Annotated in this window: 21 protein-coding genes; 5 read left to right on the top strand and 16 right to left on the bottom strand. The window is 71.7% G+C overall.

Going from position 1 to position 20,482, the window contains the following annotated elements; genetic code table 11:
* Positions 1-117: 117 nt before the first annotated feature.
* Positions 118-1,161, top strand: coding sequence for a hypothetical protein (locus I5071_RS10170; RefSeq protein ID WP_236605225.1), 1,044 nt, complete (start codon positions 118-120; stop codon positions 1,159-1,161).
* On the opposite strand, the gene I5071_RS10165 is transcribed toward I5071_RS10170, so the two are convergent.
* From I5071_RS10165 to I5071_RS10145, 5 genes are all read right to left on the bottom strand, one after another.
* Complete coding sequence (locus I5071_RS10165) at positions 1,158-2,021, bottom strand: serine/threonine-protein kinase (protein ID WP_236605224.1); 864 nt, start codon at positions 2,019-2,021, stop codon at positions 1,158-1,160. The two genes, I5071_RS10170 and I5071_RS10165, sit on opposite strands and share 4 nt — an antisense overlap.
* Before the next feature lie 121 nt (positions 2,022-2,142).
* Entirely contained in the window at positions 2,143-2,319 is a 177-nt protein-coding gene (locus I5071_RS10160) for a hypothetical protein (protein ID WP_236605223.1), read from the bottom strand.
* Positions 2,320-2,426: 107 nt separating this feature from the next.
* Positions 2,427-3,506, bottom strand: a complete 1,080-nt coding sequence (locus tag I5071_RS10155; RefSeq protein WP_236605222.1) for a HupE/UreJ family protein — start codon at positions 3,504-3,506, stop codon at positions 2,427-2,429.
* Positions 3,507-3,521: 15 nt separating this feature from the next.
* Positions 3,522-4,109: a hypothetical protein gene (locus tag I5071_RS10150; protein ID WP_236605221.1), complete on the bottom strand. Its 588-nt coding sequence runs from the start codon at positions 4,107-4,109 to the stop codon at positions 3,522-3,524.
* Positions 4,110-4,118: 9 nt separating this feature from the next.
* Positions 4,119-5,933: a serine/threonine-protein kinase gene (locus tag I5071_RS10145; RefSeq protein WP_236605220.1), complete on the bottom strand. Its 1,815-nt coding sequence runs from the start codon at positions 5,931-5,933 to the stop codon at positions 4,119-4,121.
* A gap of 262 nt (positions 5,934-6,195) precedes the next feature.
* Between I5071_RS10145 and I5071_RS10140 the strand changes: the two genes are divergently transcribed.
* The gene (locus I5071_RS10140; RefSeq protein WP_236605219.1) at positions 6,196-6,684 is read left to right on the top strand and encodes a hypothetical protein; all 489 of its coding nucleotides are present in this window, start codon (positions 6,196-6,198) and stop codon (positions 6,682-6,684) included.
* A gap of 38 nt (positions 6,685-6,722) precedes the next feature.
* Here I5071_RS10140 and I5071_RS10135 read toward each other — a convergent pair whose 3' ends face one another.
* The 3 genes from I5071_RS10135 to I5071_RS10125 all read right to left on the bottom strand — a co-directional run bounded on the left by I5071_RS10135 (position 6,723) and on the right by I5071_RS10125 (position 11,187).
* On the bottom strand, positions 6,723-8,060 hold the full coding sequence (locus I5071_RS10135; protein ID WP_236605218.1) for a winged helix-turn-helix domain-containing protein: 1,338 nt from the start codon (positions 8,058-8,060) through the stop codon (positions 6,723-6,725).
* Positions 8,061-8,158: 98 nt separating this feature from the next.
* The gene (locus I5071_RS10130) at positions 8,159-9,460 is read right to left on the bottom strand and encodes a DUF1552 domain-containing protein (protein WP_236607629.1); all 1,302 of its coding nucleotides are present in this window, start codon (positions 9,458-9,460) and stop codon (positions 8,159-8,161) included.
* Positions 9,460-11,187, bottom strand: coding sequence for a DUF1592 domain-containing protein (locus tag I5071_RS10125; RefSeq protein ID WP_236605217.1), 1,728 nt, complete (start codon positions 11,185-11,187; stop codon positions 9,460-9,462). Before I5071_RS10125 ends, I5071_RS10130 begins: the two co-directional genes overlap by 1 nt.
* A 164-nt stretch (positions 11,188-11,351) precedes the next feature.
* Here I5071_RS10125 and purF point away from each other — a divergent pair, with 164 nt between their 5' ends.
* Together purF and I5071_RS10115 are read left to right on the top strand one after the other, a co-directional pair.
* Complete coding sequence (gene purF / locus I5071_RS10120; protein ID WP_236605216.1) at positions 11,352-12,764, top strand: amidophosphoribosyltransferase; 1,413 nt, start codon at positions 11,352-11,354, stop codon at positions 12,762-12,764.
* A gap of 230 nt (positions 12,765-12,994) precedes the next feature.
* Positions 12,995-13,639: a hypothetical protein gene (locus tag I5071_RS10115; protein ID WP_236605215.1), complete on the top strand. Its 645-nt coding sequence runs from the start codon at positions 12,995-12,997 to the stop codon at positions 13,637-13,639.
* A 31-nt stretch (positions 13,640-13,670) separates the two neighbouring features.
* On the opposite strand, the gene I5071_RS10110 is transcribed toward I5071_RS10115, so the two are convergent.
* Genes I5071_RS10110 through I5071_RS10100 form a run of 3 tightly spaced genes read right to left on the bottom strand, consistent with a single transcriptional unit; the run spans position 13,671 to position 14,966 of the window.
* Positions 13,671-14,030, bottom strand: coding sequence for an SCO4402 family protein (locus I5071_RS10110; protein WP_419249630.1), 360 nt, complete (start codon positions 14,028-14,030; stop codon positions 13,671-13,673).
* A gap of 50 nt (positions 14,031-14,080) precedes the next feature.
* The gene (locus tag I5071_RS10105; RefSeq protein ID WP_236605213.1) at positions 14,081-14,422 is read right to left on the bottom strand and encodes a hypothetical protein; all 342 of its coding nucleotides are present in this window, start codon (positions 14,420-14,422) and stop codon (positions 14,081-14,083) included.
* A gap of 4 nt (positions 14,423-14,426) precedes the next feature.
* Positions 14,427-14,966, bottom strand: a complete 540-nt coding sequence (locus I5071_RS10100; protein WP_236605212.1) for a tetratricopeptide repeat protein — start codon at positions 14,964-14,966, stop codon at positions 14,427-14,429.
* Between the two features lie 56 nt (positions 14,967-15,022).
* On the opposite strand from I5071_RS10100, the gene I5071_RS10095 reads away from it, so the two are divergent.
* Positions 15,023-15,799, top strand: a complete 777-nt coding sequence (locus I5071_RS10095; RefSeq protein WP_236605211.1) for a glycosyltransferase — start codon at positions 15,023-15,025, stop codon at positions 15,797-15,799.
* Positions 15,800-15,812: 13 nt separating this feature from the next.
* Here I5071_RS10095 and I5071_RS10090 read toward each other — a convergent pair whose 3' ends face one another.
* The 5 genes from I5071_RS10090 to I5071_RS10070 form a co-directional block, all read right to left on the bottom strand.
* The gene (locus I5071_RS10090; protein ID WP_419249648.1) at positions 15,813-17,045 is read right to left on the bottom strand and encodes an alkaline phosphatase PhoX; all 1,233 of its coding nucleotides are present in this window, start codon (positions 17,043-17,045) and stop codon (positions 15,813-15,815) included.
* Between the two features lie 149 nt (positions 17,046-17,194).
* Positions 17,195-18,121: a hypothetical protein gene (locus I5071_RS10085; protein WP_236605209.1), complete on the bottom strand. Its 927-nt coding sequence runs from the start codon at positions 18,119-18,121 to the stop codon at positions 17,195-17,197.
* Between the two features lie 37 nt (positions 18,122-18,158).
* Positions 18,159-19,169, bottom strand: a complete 1,011-nt coding sequence (locus I5071_RS10080) for an NAD-dependent epimerase/dehydratase family protein (RefSeq protein ID WP_236605208.1) — start codon at positions 19,167-19,169, stop codon at positions 18,159-18,161.
* 42 nt (positions 19,170-19,211) lie between these two features.
* The gene (locus I5071_RS10075; RefSeq protein ID WP_236605207.1) at positions 19,212-19,922 is read right to left on the bottom strand and encodes an alpha/beta hydrolase; all 711 of its coding nucleotides are present in this window, start codon (positions 19,920-19,922) and stop codon (positions 19,212-19,214) included.
* A 14-nt stretch (positions 19,923-19,936) separates the two neighbouring features.
* Complete coding sequence (locus I5071_RS10070; RefSeq protein ID WP_236605206.1) at positions 19,937-20,398, bottom strand: hypothetical protein; 462 nt, start codon at positions 20,396-20,398, stop codon at positions 19,937-19,939.
* Positions 20,399-20,482: the final 84 nt, after the last annotated feature.

Genomic DNA, 20,482 nt, shown 5'->3' with positions numbered 1-20,482 from the left:
GGCGCGAGTGTAGCGCGCGTCCGGGTGTGTGCTCTCGCACGTTCGCGCGAGCCGTCTGTTCATTGCCTCGGTCCCGTCGACTACCGTCCGGAATCGACGTTCCCGGGGGGGCAGCCCATGTTCGTCGTGCGTTCGATCTCGGTCTCGTGCTCGTCGATCGTCATCGCGCTCGTGCTCGCCGCAGCAGGCTGCGCGACCGGAGGAGGCGGGACGACACCCAACGGCCACGATGGGTCGACGCCAGGGCTCGACGGCGGCCAACAAGGCGTCGACGCGGCGACGACGAGCGACGCAGCGACGAGCCCCGAGGACGCGGGAATGGTGCCGTGCAGCACCGCGGACGAGTGCTCCGACGGCGTCGCGTGCAACGGCGTCGAGCGCTGCGAGCTGAACCGCTGCATGCCGGGCACGCCGCCCTCGTGCGACGACGGAGTCGCGTGCACGATGGATCGCTGCGTCGAGCCCGGGACGTGCGAGTACCTGCCGCAGGACGCGATGTGCCCCTCGGGTCAGACGTGCAGCGCGACGGGATGCAGCGCGACGTCGACGTGCTCGGAGTCGCCGTGCCGGCTCGTCGGGCCGCAGTGCGGATGTGCGGGCGGACAGGCCTGTTACCACTCGGGCGCGACGCGCGTGTGCGCCACCGCGGGCAGCGGCACCGAGGGCACGAGCTGCACGTCTCCGTCGAGCTGCGCGCCGGGCCATACGTGCATCGACTACTCGCGCGAGGCCGCGGTCGATCTGCCGATGTGCACCCGCTACTGCACGAGCGATGCGGACTGCAGCGGTGTGGGCTCGCTCTGCCTCGGCACGCTCGACGACGGCAGCGGCGGCGAGCGCACCGACGTGCGGCTGTGCACGCGCTCGTGTGATCCGATCGACGGCACCGGATGCTCGCCCCAGACGACCTGCCACGTGTTCCGCGAGAGCGAGGGCGCGATGCGCTTCCTGACGGATTGCAGCGGCCCGCTCGGCACCGGGCTCTCCTACGATCTCTGCAGCGACGACGGCGACTGCGCGCGCAACCACGCGTGCGTGAGCGGGCGGTGCCGCCGCTGGTGTCACGTCGCGACCGACGAGGGCTGCGCGTTCGACGAGATCTGCGTCTCGCCCTCGCCGACGATCATCCTCGACGGCGTGCAGTACGGCTTCTGCGCCTAGGGATGGCGCGCCGCGCGCCCGCGCTGCGCGCCACCGATCGCGCGCAGCGCCACCGCCATCGCGATCGCGCTCCCGTGCCGATCCTGCGGGCGCTTCGAGAGCGCGACCGTGATCGCCTCGTCGAGGGCCGCGGGCACGTCGGGCACCACCGCGCGCAGCGGCGCGGGCTGCTTCGCGATCACCGAGTGCAGCACCTCGAGCGCGCCGCTCGCGCGGAACGGCGCGCGACCCGCGAGCATCTCGTAGAGCAGCCCTCCGACCGCCCACACGTCGGCGCGCGCGTCGATCAGCGGAACGCCGCGCGCCTGCTCCGGGCTCATGTACACCGGCGTGCCGATGCGCGCGCCTTCGCGCGTGACGCGCTGCGATCCGTCGAGCAGGCACGCGAGCCCGAAGTCGAGGAGCACGACGCGATCACTGCGCAGCTCCTTCACGAGCATCACGTTCGAGGGCTTCACGTCGCGATGCACGAGGCCGTGCGCGTGGACCGCCGCCAGCGCATCGAGCAGCGGCACCGCGATGGCGAGCGCTTCCTCGACGCCGAGGCGAGCGACGCGCGCGAGCCGCGTCGCGAGCGTCTCGCCGTAGAACAGCTCCATCACGAGGTACGGCGCGCCGCCGTCCTCCTCGCCCAGCTCGCTCACGCGGACGACGCCGGGATGACGGAGCGTGACGATCGCGCGCCCCTCGCGGCGGAGCCGGGCGCGCCACTCCTCGACGCGCGCGATCTCGGGACGCAGCCGCTTGATCGCGACCAGGTTGCCCGACGCGCTGTCGAGCGCGCGCCACACGACCGCGTTCGAGCCCTCACCGAGGGTGTCGAGCAGTTGGTAGCGACCCGCGAGCATCACGTCGGTCACGCGCGCCGCACCAGCAGCACGCGTGCCATCGCCGATTCACCCGCGGATCGCGCGAGACCATCGCGGCGCGTGTGCGCAGATCCGCACGGACGGTGCGCACCGTGACGCGCCGCGGGCCCCGTCATCGCCGGCCCTTGTACTCCATCATGCCCTGCACCGCGCGCTCGCTGGCCTCGGCGACCTCGCCCTCTTCACGCGCGCGATCGGCGCAGTCCTCGCACATCGTCTTGGTCTTGCCGCCGACCTTCACCGCGACGAGCTCCTCGACCTCTTCGCCACACGTCTTGCAGACCGCCATGCGCGCGACCTCCTGAGAGAGTCTCCAGAAAAAATCGGCTCGTGCTCCGCACGCTCCCGTGCGAGCCCTGCCCCAGCGAGCACTCCAGCTGGACGAGCGCGCGGAGTCTACGGTGCGGTGGCGCGCTCGACGAGCCAGACCAGCGCGAGCAGCGCGATCGCGATGGATCCGCCGCGCACGATCCACGTGCGATAGCCCGGCTTGCCTGCGAGCCACGCGAGCGGCGAGAGCATCACCGCGACGAACGCGAGCTGCGCGAGCTCGATCCCGACGTTGAACGCGAGCAGCGAGAGCACGCGCGCCTGCGCGGGGAGCCCGAGCTCGGCGAGCACACCCGAGAACCCGAAGCCGTGCACGAGCCCGAAGCCCAGCGCGAGCCACGGCATCGATCGTCGCTCGTCGGGCCGCCACACGTTGAGCAGGGCGACCACCGCGATCGACGCCGCGATGACGCTCTCGACGAGCCGCGACGGCAGCACGATCACCCCGAGCGCCGCGGCGATCAGCGTGACGCTGTGGCCGAGCGTGAACGCGGTCACGACGATCGCGACGTCGCGCAGCGCGACCCGCATCCCTTCGCGGAGCGCGAGCCCGCCGGCGGTGAGCACGAGCGAGAGCAAGAACAGCAGATGGTCGTATCCGGTGACGAGGTGCAGCACGCCCTCGACCAGGAAGCGCCCGAGCAGCGACACGGTCGACGGAGGCTCGCCGAGCGCGACATCCTGGCGTCCGGCGCGGAGCACGTGCGCGTCGGTGTCCCCGGCGAAGCGGATGCGCACGAACGCCTCGTGCTGCGCGTCGGTCGGGAAGATCGTGTCGTCGCGGAGCACGAGATCGCCCGCGGCCTCGGGGCACGCGTAGTCGATCGTGAGCGCGAGGCGCGGCGGGCCGTCTTCGCCCTCGACCTCGCTCGGTGCGCCGGCGCCCGCGGTGCACGCGACCGCGCCGTCGCCGATCGTGATCCCACGCGCGAGGAGCGCACCGAGATCGTCACCGCGCGCGAGGACCGCCGAGGCGGGCGCGTCCTCGCCGAGCCCGAGCTCCATCGCGGCGTCGACGACCTCGAGCTCCACGTCGATCGAGGCGCCCTCGCTCGTGCGCTCGACCACGACGTACTTCGCGGAGCCGCGGTGCGCGTGCGCCGTCGACGCGCACGCCAGGATCACGAGGAGCACGAGCCGCCACATCGCGCGGAGGGTAGATCACACCGCGCGCCGATCGAGCTCGTTGCTCATCACGGCGATCGCGTCGTCGGCGTGCACGCTCACCGGACCGATCGAGATCGGCGTGCAGGGCTCGATCGCGGCGCGCGCCGCATCGTCGAGGCCGAGGTGATCGCCCACGAAGATCGCGAGATCGCCGCTATCGAGGCGCGCGGCGCGGACGTCGGTCCCGTGCTGCTCGAGCACGACGCGCGGGACGTCGCCGAGATCCGAGAGCACCACGTCGAGCCCGCCGTTCGCGATCGAGATCCCGTTGCGGAGCGCGGTGAATCCGGGCCCTTCGGGCTCGTGCGCGAGCGCCTTCTGGATCACGGTCGCGACGTAACGCTCGCCCGGCCGCACGTAGCGCGCGACGCGCCCGTCGAAGCGGACCACGCGCGGCGCGCGCCGTCCGCCGAGGAGCACGAGATCGACGATCGTGTCGCGCCGGACTCCGTTCGAGACGAGCAGCGCCGCCCGCACACAGCGCACGAGCACGTCGAGCCGCCCGCTCGAGCCCGGCAGATCGATCAGCGAGAACTCGGGCGACGCCGTCGCAGTCCGCCCGATCACGACCCAGCGCCGCACGGCGCGTTCCTACCACGGCCCCCGGGCGGTCAGGGTGGTCGAGAGCGAGGGCGCGGGGCGATCGACGAAGCTCCGCAGCTGATCGACGAGATCCGCGAGCTCGTGCACGTTGCGCGCGTTCCACTCGGGGTGCGTCGCGCTCGGAAGATGTGGATGGTGCGCGCCGAACGTGAGGTGGACCACGCGGGGCGCGTGGTAGCCGAGGCGCTCGAGCTCGGGCGCGCGTCGCACGGCCGGAAAGGCCGGGTCGTCGGGCGTGACCGCGACCACGCTGCGGTCGCGCTCGTGGGTGCGAGGCGCGCGCGCAGCGAGCATCGCGTCGGCGAAGCGCGCTTGGCGCAGCGGGGGCACCGCGCGCGCCATCGCGATCATGCGCTCGCGATCGGCGGGCGAGAGCACACCGTACGCAGGAAGGTTCTCACCGAGCCATCGCACGAGGGCGCGATAGGACTCGACGTGGATCACGCCGAGGTGCGCCACGAGCCGGAGCGCGCGCAGCTGTGCCCGGATCGACGCGTCGAAGAACGGGATGCTGGGCGCGAGCACGACCGCGGACTCGTGCGCGCGCAGCGCGTCGTCGCCGAGCTCGAGGATCGCGGTCGACATGTACGAGTACGCGACGTAGGTCGTCGGCACCTCGCCGAGGCCCAGCAGCGCGAGCCACGCACGCACCGTCTCGAACGTCGCGCGGGGACCGATCACCTCGACGGACGGCGCTTCGTCGACCAGCGGCGATGCGCCGAACCCGAGGAGATCCGGGGTGATCACGAGCCCCGTCGCGTTCATGCGCGCGATGCGCGGCGCGAGCTCGCGCCAGGTCTCGCGATCGGTCCAGAGCCCGTGGAGCGGCACCACGATGCGCTCCACACGCGCGAGCGCATCGGGGCGATCGAGCGGCCCGAGCCGCTCGGTGCGCGCGTGGATCGAGAACCCGAGGTCCGCGTAGCCCGAGCGCGCCAGGAATCGCTCGGTCGCTGCCCGATCGAGCGCCCCCGCCGCAGCGAGCGCGCGCACGCGATGATCGACCCGCTCGACGATCGACGACTCCCGCCGCTCCGCGGCGCTCGCCCACGCGAAGCTCGCGAGACCGCGACGCGACGGCGCGCGCGTCGCGACCTCGCGCTCGCGATCTCCCAGCGATCCCAGCGCGTCGGCGAGCTCCGCGCACGAGGAGAAACGACGGCGCGGATCGGCGTCGAGCGCACGCGAGAGCACGTCGTGCAGCGCGCGATCGCGCACCGCGTCGAGCGCATCGGGCGCGCCGAGCCACATTGCGAGCACCGTGCGTGCGAGCGCGAACTGATCGGCGGCGCCGTCGACCGGTGCGCCCCGGCGCTGCTCGGGCGCCGCGAACGCGGGGGTGCCCACCGCGTCGGCCTGGTCACCGTCGATCGAGGCGACGCCGAAGTCGCCGAGGAACGCGTCGCCGCGCACGTCGATCAGCACGTTCGACGGCTTCACGTCGCGATGCACCACGCCGCGGCGATGCGCGTGATCGAGCGCGAGCGCGATCGCCCGCGCGATCCCGAGCGCCTCCGCGGCCGACACCGGCGCGCGCATCCGTCGTGCGAGATCGGTCCCGTCCACGAACGACGTGACGAGGTGATCGGGCCCTCCGTCGAACAGCGCGACGATGCTCGGGTGGTGCAGGCGTGCGAGCGCCCGTCGCTCTCGCGCCAGCGATGCGCGCGCGGTCGCGCCGGCGCCATCGCGCAACACCTTCACCGCCGCGCTTCCGCCGGTGAGCGAATGGCGTCCCAGCCACACCTCCGCCATGCCCCCGCGCCCGAGCGGCCGCAGCAAGCGATAGTCGCCCACGATCATCGGCGATCCGTCCCGAGCTGCGCGCGCGAAGTCCGCGACGCACCGCGCCTGGTCGATGTCCATGCCCCTCGCGCGCGCTGTTACCACGCCGCGCGAGATCGATGCGCGACACCGTCCCGAGCGTGGCTTTGTGGCGACGTCGAACGGTCGCAGAGCGGTGCGTGATCGCCCGGTGATCGCTCCGTGAATCGCGCGCTGCGCACCTCCGCGGCGCGCTCGCCGCACGTACAAGCGCGCTCGTCACTCGACAGGAGAAACACCGATGAGCTCGATCTTCCGCTCGGCCTTCCTCGTGCTCGCGATCTGCGCGGGCGTCCTCGCGAGCGGCGCGCAGCGCGCGTCCGCCCAGTCGCTCTCGTGCGAGACCATCCAAGCGATCGCCGACATCGGCCACGACCTGATCCTCGGCGGGATCGATGCGAGGGTCGCGGGCACCCAGGTGCGCCTCACGCGCCGCAAGGACCTCGTCATCCACGGCGTCGAGTCGCTCTCGGTGAGTGGCTGCGTGGCGACGCTGCGCTTCGGCGTGACGCTGAAGCGCGACATCCGCCGCGACGCCCACGGCACGGTCGAGGTGCGCGGGAACGTGGCGGTGACGCCCCTGCGCCCCGGCGCGTTCCGCGTGTGCATCACGAGCCCGCGCGTCACCGACGTCGATCTCAGCCGGACCACCGAGGTCGGCGAGTTCTTCTACGAGCGCTTCGCGAACTGGTTCATCCCCGAGGGCACCTGCACCGACGTCTCGTTGTGATCCACCGAGGCCCGAGCGACGTGCTCGCTCGGGCCTCGTCACCGCAGCGACGCGGGCAGGTGGTCGACCTCGATCACACCGCGCGTCGCGAGCGCCCTCGCAGCGCGGATCGTCGCCGCGAGCTCGCGCTCGTCTCCGGGCCAGCGATGCATCGCGAGCCGATCGAGCGCCGCGGGCGACCACACGACGCCGGGTGCGTGCACCGCGAGCAAGAGGCCGAGGTCCTCGCGACGATCGGCGAGCAGAGGCACACGCAGCGCGTGCGCGCCGAGCGCCGCGGCGAGGAGCCCGTCATCCGCCGCGGCGCTCGCGACGACCGCGACATCGAGCGGTGGCTCGCCCTCGGAGCGAGGCTCGATCGCGCTCGCCAGGCGCGCGATCACGCGCGGATCGAGCGCGTCCACGTGCGTGACGTGCAGCGTGCCCCCGCGGGCCGCGTCGAGTCGCTCCGCGAGCTGCACGTCGTCGTCGTCCGCGCCGCGCGCTCGCCACGACACGAAGGCGCCGCGACGTCCCGCGAGCGTCGCCAGCGTGCGCGCGAGCCGCGCGGTGTCGGTCCCCTCGCTCGCCACCACGAGCACCGCGACGCCGTCCTCGAGCACGCGCGCCGCGGCATCCACGTCGCGCGCGAGCGCCGGCGAGATCGTCGGGAGCGAGCGCTCCTCGAGCGGCGCGCCCATGCCGCTGCGGAACCGCAGCAGCAGCGGGCCGCAGCCGATCCAGTCGCCGTCGCGGAGCTCCACGCGCTCCACGCGCCGACCGTCGAGGCGCGTCCCGTTCTTCGATCCGCCGTCCTCCAGCACGAAGCGCCCACCGGGTCGCCGGACGATCCGCGCGTGACGTCGCGAGAGCAGCGCGCTCGCGACCCCGAGCACGAGCGTGCGTCCCTCGCGCACGACGCCCGAGCGCGCGGTGCGCACCACGTCGATCTCGTCGATCCCCTCGAGCGCATGGGCGCTCGGCGTGACGTCGGCTCCGTCCGCGCCTGCGACCACGAAGAGCACCGCCCCCTCTTCGCTGCCGCGCGCGTCGTCGCGCTCGACCGTCTCGTCGTGGCAGCTCGGAGCGCGCGCCACCTCGCGCGGCTCGTCGATCCACCGATAGCCGTACCCGCGCAGCGTGAGGATGCGGCGAGGTTCGACCGGATCGTCGCCGATCGCACGCCGCGCGGCGCGCACCGCTTGGTTCAGCGACGCCTCGCTCACGTGCACGTCGTTCCACACGTGCCGCAGGAGCTCGGCGCGTGACACCGCGCGCCCGCGCTCCTGCATCAGATAGGTGATCAGATCGAAGACGCGCCGCTGCACGACGACGTCCTCGCCGCCGCGCCGGATGCGGCGCTTGGCGAGATCGATCTCGAGCTCCTCGTCCCCCACGCGCGCGGGTCTACCACGCGCGCGTCGGGCTCGAGGACTGTCGAAAAATCGGCTCGCCCGCCGGTCCCTACCGGCGGGACGAGCACTCCGGCAGGGACTCAGGTCAAGAGCCCCTCGAGCCCGCCGCTGCCGTGCCCCGAGTACCCATAGGTCTCGACCGGCACGCCGACCGCCTGCGCGATCGACACCAGCAGCTTGGAGTGCGCCTCGTTCTCGCCGCCGTGCCCGCCGCGATAGTCGATGAAGCGATTGCCGCGCAGCCGCACGCCCGCGCCGCCCGCGACCACGAAGGGCACGCGCTTGTGATCGTGCGCGTTCGAGTCGCCGAGCTCGCTGCACAGCATCACGACGGTCGAGTCGAGCAGCGTGCCTTCGCCGTCGGGCGTGGACGCGAGCTTCTCGATCAGCTCCGCGAAGCGATCGGCGAACCAGCGCTTCAGTGCCACGAACTGGCGCGCCGTGTCGCTGTCGGCGTTGCCGTAGTGCGACGCGTCGTGGTTGCCCAGGGTCGCCGTGGAGTCGCGCACGTGCGTGGGGCTCACCGGGTGCGACCACATGATCGACGCGACCCGCGTGATCCCGCAGCCCAGCGAGAGCACCGCGAGGTCCTGCTGCAGCCGCCCGACGGTCAGGAAGTTGTCTTCCTTGTGGTAGGTCTTCGGGTAGTAGTCGGTCTCGACGTTGCGATAGCCCCCCGCGTTGAACGCGACGTCGCTGCAGCTGCCGCCCACCGGCGCCATCAGTCGGCGCTCGAGCTCGCGCAGCGACTCGGTGTGCACGTCGAGCTTGGTGCGCTCCACGCTCCCGAGCCTGCCGCGCAGCGCGGTCAGGTCGCCGCTGATCGCGTCGAGCACGCTGCGACGACGTCGGATGCGCAGCTCCTCCGCGCTCGTGTCGGTCATCTCGCGTCCACCGAACAAACGCGAGAACGCGTTGAGCGGATCGTCGTCGGCCTTCACCTCGGTGCCCATCAGGCGCGAGAAGCTGCCGCTGCCGTTCTCGAAGTTCGAGCCCACGCCGAGGTGCACGCTCGGGTGCGGCACGCCCTCGCGCAGCGTCTGGCCGAGGAACACGTCGAGCGACGTCGGATCGGTGCCGGTGAGCACCTTCGCGCAGCCGCCCTCGTGCGTCGGCCCGCCCGCGTACATGTCGAGCCCATCGAGGAACGTGAGGTGCTGCCGGACGCGCTCGAGCGGCGCGCTCATCTCGGGCAGCGTGAACGTGCTGCTCCCCGAGCTGCCGCGCGGATGCCAGCGATCCGGGATGCAGCCGTCGGGGATGTACACGAAGAGCGCCCTGCCCTCGCCCGCCGCGCGCGCGCTGCGCGCGAACGTGTGGATCCCGATCGGCGCGAGCGCCGCACCCGCCGCGAGGCCCTTCAGGAACGAACGACGCTTCATCACGGCGCCACCTCCTCTGCCGCACGACGGATCCGGAACGAGGGCTGGGTCACGACCGCCACCATCAGCTCGCGCAGGTCACCACCGCTCTCGTCGAAGCGCGTCGCGAGCGCGCGCACCGAGCACGCATCGCCCGCGTCGCGCTCGATCGTGCCGCGCGCCCAGCGCCACCACTGGCGCGCCATGCAGTCGCGCGCGGTGTCGCTCTCCGAGATCTGCGCCGCGAGATCCTGCGGGCTCGACAGCGCGAGGCGCGCGCCGTCGCTCAGCGTCTCGACGCCGATCAGCTCGCCGCTCGTGTCGATCGCGAGCCCGTTCTCCTGCTCGCGATACGCGCCGACCGCGTCGAAGCGCTCGAAGGGAAAGCCCACGCCGTCGATGAACTGGTGGCACGACGAGCACACCGGATCGTCGGTGTGGCGGCGGAACCGCTCGCGCGTCGTGAGCGTCGGATCGAGCCCCGGCGGCGTGGTGTCGGCGTTCGCGGGAGGCGGCGGGAGGTCCTGGCAGAGCAGGCGATCGCGCACGAAGAGACCGCGACGGATCGGCGAGCTCTCGTTCGAGTGCGCGTGGCTCGCCATGACGCTGCCCATCACGAGCAGACCGCCGACGCGCTCCGGCGGCGCGCTCACGCGCTCGAACGCCGCGCTGCCGCCGGCACCGAGCCCGTAGTAGGTGCGCAGGTTCGCGTCGACCATCAGGTAGTCGGCGCTGAAGAGCTCGCTGAACCGCCCGGTGCCCTCGTACATCACGTGGCGCACGAACGCGCGCTCCTCGGCGAGCATCGACTCGCGCACCGTGTCGGTGAACCCCGGGAAGAGCGTCGCGTCGCGGTTCGTGCCGAGCAGGCGGGTGGTGCCGAGCCAGCGCGAGACGAACGCAGCGACCGCGTCCTCGCTGCGCGGATCGTCGAGCATGCGGCGCGCCTCGCGCTCGATGATCGCGGTGTCGCGCAGCGAGTCGCTCTCCGCGAGCGCGAAGAGCGCGTCGTCGGGCATCGTGCCCCAGAAGAGATAGGAGAGCGCGGTCGCGATCTCCCACGAGGTGAGCGCGAACGTGCCGTCCGCCTGCGCCTCGCCGACCTCGCTGCGGTAGAGGAACGACGGCGACGCGAGCATCGCCTCCATCGCGAGCCGCGCGCCGATGCGCGCATCACCGACGATCAGCTCGCTCGCGAAGAGCGCGACGTAACGATCGACCTCGTCGCTCGCGAGCGGACGGCGGAACGCGCGACGGCCGAACGCCTCGACGAGCTGCCGCTGGCACGACGTCGCCGAGAGATCGCACGCGGCGAAGCGCGCGGGATCGACCGTCGCGACCAGCGTCTCGGCCGCGCCCGCGTACGCATCGGCGTGGCGTCCGGTGACGAGCTGCGCGTTCGACTCGTTGTCGTAGCCGCGCACCGAGGTCTCGACCGGGAACGAGTCGACGTCGGGCGCGGCGATGCCGAGCAGATCCGCGACCGTCGCGCGGTACTCGTCGCGCGTCAGCAAGCGCAGCGAGCGACGGCCCGGCGCCTCGCCCTCGCACACGATGGGCTCGCCCGGATCGACGGGATCGCTCGGGTCGATCGGGTTGCCCCCTGGATCGCGCGGGCCATCGCCTGGGCCCGGCCCGGGGCCCACGCCGTCGGGCCCTGCGGCCGCCTCGCCGAGCAGGCCGGTGCACGCCGTCGTGAGGGCGAGCACGAGCGCGGTGAGCAGAGACAACGGTGAGCGGAAGCGCATCGGGTCCTCCGTGCGGTACGTGGCCGGCGGATTTCGATTCGGGTCACGCGAAGCACACGAAATTGTTAGAACATTTGGCGTTCCGAAAGAAGGAGCGCGGAGCGCTCCGCGCGCCACGCTCCACCCCTCGACATGGTCCAGGTGCGGCGCTACAAGCCGGGCCCATGTGCGGCGTCGTCGGCATCTGGGGCGCCCCGCAGGCGTCCAACCTGACCTACCTCGGGCTCCATGCCCTGCAGCATCGCGGCCAGGAGAGCGCAGGCATCGTCAGCACCGACGGCGGGCGCCTCTTCGCGCACAAGTCGCTCGGGCTCGTGCAGGACGCGTTCTCGCAGCCGGTGCTCGAGGCGCTGCCGGGCGACCGCGCGATCGGGCACGTGCGCTACTCCACCGCCGGCGGCGGTGGGCTCAAGAACGCGCAGCCGATCGCGGTGGACTACGCGATGGGCTCGCTCGCGGTCGGGCACAACGGCAACTTCACGAACTTCGAGGAAGTGCGGGCGCGCCTCGAGGCCGCGGGCTCGATCTTCAACAGCTCGAGCGACACCGAGGTGCTGGTGCACCTCATCGCGCGCAGCCGCGAGGCCACCACGGTCGGTCGCGTGAGCGACGCGCTCAAGCAGATGCAGGGCGCCTACTCGATCGTGTTCCTCACGACCGACGAGCTCATCGCAGTGCGCGACCCGCACGGGTTCCGCCCGCTCTGCCTCGGCACGCTCAGCGCGTACCCCGGCCTGCCCGGCGCGACGGTCGTCGCGAGCGAGCCCTCGGCGTTCGAGCTGATCGGCGCCGAGTACGTGCGCGACCTCGAGCCCGGCGAGATGATCGTCGCGGATCGCGAGGGCGTGCGCTCGCTGCGTCCGTTCGAGACGCGCGCGCAGCGCATGTGCATCTTCGAGTACGTCTACTTCGCGCGGCCCGACTCGAAGCTGAACGGCATCAGCGTGTACGAGACGCGCAAGCGGCTCGGCGCGATCCTCGCGGAGGAGTGCCCGGCCGACGTCGACGTGGTGATCCCGGTGCCCGACAGCGGCGTCGCGTCGGCGCTCGGCTACGCGGGGCGGCTCGGGATCCCGTTCGAGCTCGGGCTGATCCGCAGCCACTACGTGGGCCGCACGTTCATCGAGCCGAGCCAGTCGATCCGACACTTCGGCGTGAAGCTCAAGCTCTCGCCGGTGCGCGCGGTGCTCGAGGGCAAGCGCGTCGCGGTGATCGACGACTCGATCGTGCGCGGCACGACGAGCCGCAAGATCGTGAAGATGCTGCGCGACGCGGGCGCGAAGGAAGTGCACCTGCGCATCAGCTCGCCGCCGACGCGCTGGCCTTGTTACTACGGCATCGACACGCCCTCGCGGAACGAGCTGATCGCGGCGAGCCACAGCCCCGCCGAGGTCGCGAAGTACGTGACGAGCGACACGGTCGGCTATCTCTCGATCGACGGCCTGCATCGCGCGGTGCGCGGCGAGGGCCCGGGTCGCGAGGGCTTCTGCGACGCGTGCTTCAGCGGCGACTATCCCGTGCCCTTCGCGACCGAGAACGGCACCGGCAAGCGCTCGCTGCCGCTCGCGAGCGTTTGAATCAGCCGGAGTGCTCGCCGGTGCAGGGCCCGTACGGGAGCGTGCGGAGCACGCGGACGGGAGGGCCCGGAGCGGGCGAGCCGATGTTGATCATCACGTTCTGCTAGAGTCGCGCGCATATGCGCGGACCGACACGCACTTTCGCCGCTGGTCTCCTCACTGCTGCGCTCGCCGCATGTGGCGGCGGCACTCAAGCCGGTGCTGGTGGGACGACGCCGCAGGCGCGCGCGGTGGAGCCATGCCAGACGACGGGTGAGCTGCGGCTCGGTCGCGTGTGCTGGAACCCGACCGGGAGTCGCTGGCACCTCACCGCGATGGCGCCGGGCGGCGAGTACGCGTTCGACGTCGAGCTGCTCGCGGCGAACCGACTGCGCTCGACCGATCATCCGGCCGCGTCGCCCGCGACCGACGAGTGGTACGTCGACGGCAACACGATCCGGATGTTCCTGCAGAACCGGTTCGTCGAGTACCGCGCGGACGTGTCGAACGGCACCGTGATCGTCGGCGACGCGCAGAACGTCCGCGGCGAGACGTGGCAGTGGCGCGGCGATCGGATGCAGGTCGGCGGCGGCTGTCATCCCGACGAGACCCAGCAGGCCGAGACGTGCATCAACCTCGCGGGCACGCAGTGGACGCTGCAAACGTCGAGCGGCGAGCGCGTGATCCACTTCGAGGCGGGCGGCGCGCTGCTGACGGATCAGGGCGCGATCAGCGAGCGCAACCGCTGGTCGCAGCAGGGCGCGCAGCTGCAGTTCTCGTTGGATGGAGTCGAGTACACCGCGACGGTCGAGCGCGGCGACGCGCTGAGCGGGACCGCAGGCGGCGCGCAGTGGAGCGCGACGCCGGTGCAGCTCTTCGCGCCGCCGATGCACTGATCCACGACGGACGAGGGTCCGACCCCGAACGTCACCAGTGCCCGGGATCGCGATCCTTCAACGTCGTGGCCGCTGTGCGAGCGAGGCCGAGCACTCGCGTCCACTCGGGCAGCTCCAGGAAGTACTGGTCGGGATGCTCGGTCCCGTGCGCGACGAAGATCCGATCGATCGCGCCGATCACGTCGCGAACCAGCTGCGCTTCGTCGGCATCGACGAGGTACCAACCGATCGCGCGCTCGGCGTCGTCGGCGAGGACGCTGTCGTCGAACAGGAAGTGCACCGGCACGTCGAGCTGGATCGGCTCACCCGTGCGTCCATCACGGAGCTCGGGGCTGCCGAGGATCTCGAGACACTCGACCAGCTCACGACGCATGCTCGGGTATCTCAGCATCGAATCACCGCGTTCGGCATCACGAGCTCGGCCGATCGATGACGGGCTCGTCAGAGCTCGCGCAGCCGCCCGGCCCGCCACTCCTCCAACACCTTGCGTGCATCGAAGCCCAGGAGACCGGGCTCTCGACACAGCTCCTCGAGCGTTGGCTCGGCTCGCGACGGTTCGATCGGCAGCAGGTGAGTCGCTGCCCAGAGCCGGACGCCGAGGTCTTCGTCGACCAGGAGATCGACGAGCTCGACCCGCAACTCATCGGCGCTCCTGATCTGCTGCCACAGGCGCGTCAGCTCGCGCGCAGCCCGGTTCGCGCGGCGCGGATCGTCGTCCTTCGTGCCCTCTGCGTGCCGCCGCGCGGCCTCCGCATACCGTCGAACCGGCGATCGACGTCGCATCCGCTCAGTTCAGGCTGCGGTCCGGGCCGCCACCGCCGCCCTCGCCTTCGTCGCTCGGCTCCACGTCGCCGCGCAGCACCTGCAGGAGGCCGTGCACCTCGTTCGCGACCTCGAGCTCGGGCTTCGTCGCGAGGAAGCGATTCAGGTACTCCGCCGCCGCCGCGCGCTCGCCGCGCGCGTAGTGCGAGAGGCCGAGCAGGTACAGCGCGTCGCCGTCGTCCTTGTTCTGCGCGAGGAGCTGGCGTGCGACGCGGATCGCCTCCTGGTGCCGGCCCATCATGCGCAGCGCGTGGCCGAGCTGGACCAGCGCGCCGAGGTACTGCGGCGCGATCTCGAGCGCCTTCACCGACGCCTTCATCGCCTTGTCGAACGCGCCCTTCTCGAAGTGCGCCGCGCCGAGGAAGTAGTACGCGTACTCGTTCTTCGGATCGCGATCGATCACCGCTTCGAGCTCGCGGATCGCGGCGTCGATCTCGCCCTCGGCGATCAGCTCCGCGCCTTCCTGCGCCGCATCCCACTTCTCTCCGTCTCTCTGGCCGCTCATCGTCGATCCACCGTGCCATACTCGCGCGTCTCGAGCATCCAGGGAGCCAGCTGCGCGTGATCGTCGTCCTGCCTTGCTTCAACGAGGAGAAGCGCCTCGATCCCCGCGGTGTGGCGCAGCTCGTCGCGGACCCACGCATCGACGTGATCCTCGTCGACGACGGATCGACCGACGGAACACGCGCGCTCCTCGAGTCGCTCGCGGCGCGCCATCCCACGCGCGTCACCGCGCTCTCGATGGGGCGCAACTCCGGCAAGGCCGAGGCGGTGCGCACCGGGGTGAACCTCGCGCTCGAGCGCATCGCGCGCGGCGAGTCGCGCGACGATCTCGTCGGCTATCTCGACGCCGACTTCGCGACGCCGCCCGAAGAGCTCTCGCGCATGCTCGACAAGATCGAGGCGAGCCACGCGAAGGTCGCGATGGGCTCGCGGATCGCGCGCCTCGGCGCGCACGTGCGGCGCAAGCAGACGCGCCACTATCTCGGTCGTCTCTTCGCGACCACCGCGTCGATGGTGCTCGACATGAGCATCTACGACACGCAGTGCGGCGCGAAGCTCTTTCGCGACACGCCCGCGCTTCGCGCCGCGATGAGCGTGCCCTTCCGATCGCGCTGGGTGTTCGACGTCGAGCTGCTGGGACGGCTCACCACCGGCAACGCCGACGCGCCCGGGCTCTCGGTCGACGACTTCCTCGAGATCCCGCTGCAGGTCTGGGAGGACGTGCGCGGCAGCAAGCTCGGCGTGAAGGGCGCGCTGCGGGGCGGGATGGATCTGCTGCGCCTCGGCGCTCGGGTGAAGAGCGGCGGGCGCAGCGAGTTCTTCCCGAAGAAATGAGATGCCGCGAGCGTCAGACCGGCTCGTGGAACGGGCCGGTGATCTCGAACGTCACGCCCACGCCGCCGCCACCTTCGACGCCGCGCTGCGAGCTGAAGTAGAGGCGCGTGCCGCTCGGATCGAACGCGGGCCCGGTGATCTCGGACATCGCGTGGCCGACGACCTGCACCAGCGGCTTGAGCTGGCCGTCGGGCAGGATCGCGACGACCTGCATCGAGCCGCCGTCCTCCGCGACGAGCACGTCGCCGCAGCACGACACCGTGAGGTTGTCGACGCCGCGCAGCGGCACCGGGTCGGTGTAGTCGGCGATGTCGTAGAGGACGTCGAGCTCGTTGGTCTCCACGTCGAGCGCCCACACGCGGTTGTCGCCCTTGGTGCTGAAGTAGACGATCCCCTCGTGGTACCAGATGCCCTCGCCGCCGCGGAACGCGGTGCTCTCCGCGATCTGCATGCGCGTCGGCACCTCGCCCTCGAAGCGCGGATCCGGCAGCTCGGCCCAGGTGACGCGCCCGTCGCCGCCGACGACCGCGACCTCGAGGCGGCCCGACGAGAGATCGGGATGACCCCGGCTCGTGAGGCGATCGGGCACGAAGCGATAGAAGCGACCGTCGCTCTCGTCCTCGGTGAGATAGACGTGCGCACGCACCGGATCGATCGCCGCAGCCTCGTGCTTGAAGCGACCGAGCGCCGGGCGGACCACCGCCGCGTGCTCGCCCCACGGATCGCACTCGTGGACCTGACCGGTGCCGGTCTCCTCGCACGACAGCCACGTGTGCCACGGCGTCTTGCCGCCGGCGCAGTTCACGCTCGTGCGATCGAGGATGCGATGCGCGGCGACGATCTCGCCGTCGGCGTCGAAGCGCACCGCGCCCACGCCGCCGATCAGCGGGACCTCGGAGTTCGACGCGTAGATCCACCCGCCGTCTTCGGTCGCGTAGGTCGCGCCGCCGTCGGGGAAGCGGTGCCACTCGTAGGTCGTGCCTGCGACGAGCTCGCCGGCGCGCCCGATGATGCGCGACGTGAAGCCAGGCGCGAGGCGGACGCCGTTCGCGTCGGGCTCACCGAGCGCGCCGATGTCCGCGATGCGCGAGCGCACCGGCGGCGGCGTCGGAATGTCGCGGTGCGGGAACTCGAACGAGCCCGCGTCGGCCATCATCGCGTCGATGCCGTTCGCGTCGACCCCGCCGGCGTCGAGGGCGCTCGCTGGCCCTCCGTCGTCGCAGCCGATCAGCGTGCGCGACATCATCGCGGCCGCGAACCCCGCGAGCCCGCCCTTGAGCAGCTTGCGACGAGGAACGAGCAGACCGCTCCCCGTCACGCCCCAATCCACCCGTCCCGAAGACATGCGGGCGAGAGTGCCACGACCGTGACGATTTCGGATCGCCCCCGTGACGATCAGAGCCCGTTGAGCTCGTCGACGACCTCGAAGAGGTCCGACGCGTCGTAGAAGTCGACGGTCACGAGGTTCGGGAAGTCGCCGGTCTCGGTGCGACAGCGCAGCGCATGATCGCGCAGCACGTCGAAGTTCACGAGCTCCGACTGCTCCCGCGACGCGAGCGGGTTCGTGACGAAGTGGTTGAGCACGAAGACCGCGTTGTCGCGAGAGCCGCGCAGCACGTCGCAGTCGAAGTCCGCCGCACTCTCGGCGCGATAGTCGTTGTCCCAGACGTAGTCGTACGCGTGGTGGTGCCAGGGCAGCGTGACGTTCGAGGTCTCGGTGAAGATCACCAGGCGGCGCCCGCTCGTGATCATCTCGCGCAGCGTGGGCCACGGCGCGTCCTCGGCCTGCTGGTGGAGGTACGGGAGCAGGCCCGCCTCCTCGATCACCGCGGCGAACGGCGCCTCGTCGACGTGCGGCTCGAAGATGATCGAGAGCACCTCGCCGGGATGGCAGTCCATGAACTGCCGCAGCTCGATCATCGCGTCGATCAGCGGGCGCATCCCGAGCACGCCGCAGCCGCCGTGACAGAGCATCACCTGCGTCGCGCTCGCGGGCCGGTGCGTGTCGAGCATGAACGCGCGCACGCCGTCCTCGAGCTGGTGCCAGAGATTCCGCCCCTGGTTCGGCGCGATCCAGCCGTCCTCTTCGCTCGACATCGCGTTGTGCGTCGTGGGGAACGCGACGGCGTCGTAGGCGCGATCGCAGAGCTCCGCGTGCCCGTTGCAGACGAGCGGATCGGGCAGCCCGGTCGCGGGCGTGCAGCGTGGGCCGGCGTCGATCGCGACCGGTGCGTCGAGGCCCGCGTCGGTCGGATCGCTCGGCGCCGGATCACACGCGAGCGCCAGGAGGAGCAACACCGACGAAGAGAAGCGTCGCGACATCGTCGCGAGCCTCTCACATTCGTGACACCGAACGCTGTCAGGGCGCGTGAAGAGACGCACGGAGCCGGCGCAGGCCCTCCGCGGTCGAGATCGGCGCCTCGTACCCGAGATCGCGCTTCGCGGCGCTCAGATCGAACCAGTGCGCGGTCGCGAGCTGGTGCGCGACGAAGCGCGTGAGCGGCGGCTCGCCCCTCAGACGCAGCGCGCGATAGGTGCCCTCGAGCAGCGCGCCCGCCGCGTACGCGACACGCGGATCGATGCTGCGCGTCACCGGCGGAAGACCGGCCGCGTCGAGGATCCCGAGGATCAGCTCGCGCAGCGGCATCGGCTCGCCCTGCGCGACGAAGTACGCGCGACCGGCGCACGCGGCGCCCGGCGCGAGGCGATCCCACGCGCAGAGGTGCGCGTGCACCGCGCTGTCGACGTAGGTCGCATCGATGCGCTTGTGCCCGCCGCCGACGAGCACCAGACGACCTCGGCGCGCGCGCTCGAGGATGCGCGGGACGAGGTGCGGATCGCCCGGGCCCCACACGAGGTGCGGCCGGAGCGCGACCGTCGAGAGCCCTGCGACGGCGTTCTCGGCGAGCACCATCTTCTCGGCGACCGCCTTCGTCTCCGGGTACGCGGTCTCGTAGCGCTCGGCGTAGGGCGCGCGCTCGTCGACGCCCTCCACGTCGTCGCCCGCGTGCACCACGCTCGGCGTGCTCGTGAAGACGAGCTTCGGGATCGCGTGGGCGCGACACGCGTGGAGCACGTTCTCGGTGCCGACGACGTTGCTGCGGTAGTAGTCGGCGTAGGAGCCCCACACGCCCGCTTTCGCGGCGACGTGGAACACGCCGCGCGTGCCCTCGGCAGCGCGCAGCACCGCGTCGCGATCGCCGAGATCACCACGGACGATGCGCAGCTTTCCTTCGCGCTCCAGCGCCTCGAGCGCGTCGTAGCGACCGCGCTGGATCGCGTGCACGAAGACGCCGCGCGCGACCAGCGCGCGCACGATGCCGCTGCCGACGAAGCCGCCGGCGCCTGTGACGAGGACGGGCTCGCTCATGTGCGCGCTCGCGTGCCATCCGCGGCGCGCGCACGCAAGCGATCAGCGCGCAGTCACCTCGCGGATGAACGTGGCGATCTCGGTGGAGGTCTCGGCGGTCGCGACGTGCCCGCCGGTGAACGGTCGGAAGCGCACGTCGACCCCGCCCTCGCGCATCCGCTCGACGAGGCGCTCGGCGTTCGCGAAGGGCAGCACGTCGTCCTCGCGACCGTGCGAGACGTAGGCGGGCAGACCGCGGCGCGATGCGAAGCGAGGTCGCCACGCCGCCTCGTCGACGAGCGTTCCGCTCATCAGCACGATGCCGGCGAGCGGTCGTGGATCGTGGAGCGCGACGTCGAGCGCGAGCATCGCGCCCTGCGAGAACCCGCCGAGCACGATGCGATCGCTGCGCACGCCCATGCGCCGCTCGATGTCGTCGAGCAGCGCGCGCACCCGATCGCGCGCCGCGCCCATCGCGGGGATCGACGTGCGAGGGAGATCGCCGAGCGCGCACGGGAAGCGCCACCACACGAAGCCCTGCACCGCGTCGCTCGAGCGCGTCGGCTCGGGCGCATACGGAAGCACGAGACGCGTGCCCGCGGGCAGGTCGGTGCGCTCGGCGAGCCCGACGAGGTGCTCGGGGCGCGATCCGTAGCCGTGCAGCAGCACGATCACCGGGCCGTTCCCCGTTCCGCGCTCGATCGTGCGGAGCGGCGCCGCATCGGGCGCGCACGCCGCGAGCATCGCGATCACGCAGAGGATCGATGCGCGCACCGCGCGAGTATGCGTCAGCCGAGAGTGCGCGCGACGCGCTCGAGATCGCCGCGCCTGCCCAGCGCCTGACCGGCCGCGCCGAGCGTCGTGTGCAGCCACGCCTCGGCCTCGCCCATGCTCCCGAACATGCGCATCGGCGCGCCGTTGCGGACCACGAGCGCGATGCTCGTGATCACGCCGCGCAGGAGCGCCGCGCCGAAGCCGTCGCTCTCGTACACCACGGCCGAGCCGAGGATCGGAACGCCGGGGAGCTGCATGAATTGGTGCGCCTCGCGCCGCACGTCCTCGGGGACGGAGCTGAGCTGCGTCGCGGGTGGGAGCACGCTGAAGAGGCCGATCCCGGATGGATGTGCGCGTGCGAGCGAGCGGGCCTCGTTCGCGGCGTGTCGTACCTGGTCGGCACTGGAGACGGCGCCCCAGTGGATCACGAGCACGTTGTTCGATGGAGCACAGCGGACCCCACCTGGAGCGCTCATCGTTCGCACCAACCTGCACGCGCGTGAGTGAGCATCTCGGCGAGGATGCCGCGTTCGACGGCGCGCCGGAAGAGGCGTGTCGCC

The organism is Sandaracinus amylolyticus, assembly GCF_021631985.1.
GTDB classification, from domain to species: domain Bacteria; phylum Myxococcota_A; class Polyangia; order Polyangiales; family Sandaracinaceae; genus Sandaracinus; species Sandaracinus amylolyticus_A.
This window is presented reverse-complemented; position numbering and strand designations above follow the sequence as displayed.